The 2,105-nt window shown below is 47.1% G+C and carries 1 protein-coding gene and 3 pseudogenes; 1 reads left to right on the plus strand and 3 read right to left on the minus strand.

Features of this window, described 5'->3' with window-relative positions; genetic code table 11:
* A pseudogene (locus J5224_RS25505) lies at positions 1 to 841 on the plus strand (head-binding protein); the annotation flags it as partial.
* A 43-nt stretch (positions 842 to 884) separates the two neighbouring features.
* Here J5224_RS25505 and J5224_RS25510 read toward each other — a convergent pair.
* The 3 genes and pseudogenes from J5224_RS25510 to J5224_RS25520 all read right to left on the minus strand — a co-directional run.
* Positions 885 to 1,211 (minus strand): hypothetical protein, encoded by a 327-nt coding sequence (locus J5224_RS25510; protein ID WP_264627999.1) that lies wholly within the window; start codon positions 1,209 to 1,211, stop codon positions 885 to 887.
* A 22-nt stretch (positions 1,212 to 1,233) separates the two neighbouring features.
* Positions 1,234 to 1,465 (minus strand): annotated as a pseudogene (locus J5224_RS25515) (hypothetical protein).
* Positions 1,466 to 1,508: 43 nt separating this feature from the next.
* A pseudogene (locus J5224_RS25520) lies at positions 1,509 to 2,105 on the minus strand (hypothetical protein); the annotation flags it as partial.

Raw genomic sequence — 2,105 nt, forward strand, 5'->3', positions numbered from 1 at the left:
GCTAACCACCCAATTACCTCCATCGGGCACTGTTCGTGGTTATAATGTGGAAATAGATGGTATTACTGTAAGTACCTGGTATTTGAAGGTCGAGAACGCACATGCCAATCCCGCATATGTGGCGGGATTAAATATAGAGCCCATCGATGGTGATTTCATTTATGACTATGACCAATTTATCGGCACATTGTCGGCAGCACTCCCATCTGGCGTCTCGTATTACCTCGGCGGGTTAGGTGCGAACGAATTCGCAGCAAAAGAGAAATCGACGGGTAAATTCTTCGGCACCTATCACGGCGGGCATGAGGGATTTTTACAGCGCTTTAGAACGGATAGCGCATCGTACAATTTAGATTCATCAACCGCACCTGTGTTATTGCTTACAAAGCACGCACTGTTGCATAGCGCATCAACGCTTCGTGTGTCATCGACACTTTATTCCTACGTTGCATCAACGCAATTCGGCGACGGCGTAGCAATTACCAACTATGCGATAAAACTAGGCTCCGGCACCCCGATTCTGTGCGAGCGGATCTACACGCATATGTGCACATCGGCCCGCACGTTCAACTGGATACATTTGCCGATTGCTATTAACAAGGAAGATGATGGTGATGTTTTGCTTGGGCAGACGGGGATGATTCAGCAATACCGGGCAGAGGATGCTGTAACGATAAATTGCTATTTCTCGCAACTTAACTTGTCTCAGAACGGCAACGGCGGCGCATATGTGAGTTTTCAGCCGAATTATAACAAACAGTATTATGGGCCTGCGCTTGGTTCAACTGTTGGCTATCCAATAGTTGAGGGGACTTTTACTACCGCCAAAGAGTTTTTCTAACATAGTTACCCCACCAAGGATGGTTTGTCAGAACGGCGGCAAGCTAAACGAAAAGCCCACGCCGCTCGGCTATAAGGTCGAGCGCATCTTCAAGAGTAGGGAGTGGGTCTGGGTGAATGCTCCATGCCTCGTTACCCATGACGAGCAGCGACACATAGAAACCTGAATCCTCGATCACTGCGTAAGAGCCTTCTGGGCACTGTGTCAGTTTGTCATTGTCGGCGAGCACGCAGATTCTTGTTCCATTAAATTCTGTAATTTTCATAGGAAGCGTCATATCCATTATGATCGTCTGTCCGGAGATTTTATCTGATAAAATAAAGAGAATCCCGTTAGGTTTTTCCCCCTCGAGGGGCTTGGGAAGTCGCATGCCTAATCAGTGTTTTATTGTTCTACGATAACGTCCTGATACGCAACCAGATACAAACCGGCCCATCCTCAGTATTGTGGATAGAACAAACCAACCAACTTTCACCCTCTGGCGGAGTTGGGTTCCAGCCTGATACATCAAGGTCGCTAGTTTCAAAATAACTGTAGGAATAGATTCACGCCCGGCGCAAAACTCTTCATATTTTGGATGTGTCCAGTAGCCCATTCATCCCGTTCAACGGGTAGTGCTGTGATTTTATCCGCAAAAGACCCTACAGGATGATCTCGCGACCGTTACCTATTTCTTAGCTAACCAGGGAGAGGTCGTGCTCCAAAAAATGATATCTGCACCGAGATAATCTTTTGCGAATTGTACAAACTCATCCTTGCTAAATGGCTCACCCGTATTTGGGTTCCTGTAGGTCAAGGTCGGCTCCTGTACTGCCATGGCAATGAGTGCCAGTTTACCTTTGTATTTATTGAAGAACGGATATGAGTTCTTCATTTGCGCCTTGCGGTTGGGAACAATATCCGGGCCACCAAGCCCAATATTATTGGTACTGGCAAACTCGAACAATCTGCCCATGTAGTTGTGGTCGTTGTTCCATTCGCACGGCCAGAAATTGACATATTGTACTACGTGTGATTTGGCGAACACTTTTCGCGCAAAGGTAAGATTTTCCATTTCTCCTGCGAAATAGTTCTCGCAGGAGAATCCCTTGGGTAGTTTTTTCTTGTCGAGATCAATGGCTGTTTCGGGTAAGTTCACTCCATAGACTTGGCCATCGAAACGTTCTGCAATCGCTGCCAACAAAGCCTGATAACGTTGACGTACAGCAGGTTCCCATTGCCGTGCTACCCAACCCGACCCAATTGGTTTCCCTTCGCCAGGATT

The sequence above is a fragment of the Candidatus Symbiopectobacterium sp. NZEC135 genome, from assembly GCF_025962695.1.

Excerpts from the sequence above, each read along its gene's own strand:
- J5224_RS25510 (WP_264627999.1), bottom strand. The coding sequence starts at position 1,211 with ATGCGACTTCCCAAGCCCCTCGAGGGGGAAAAACCTAACGGGATTCTC.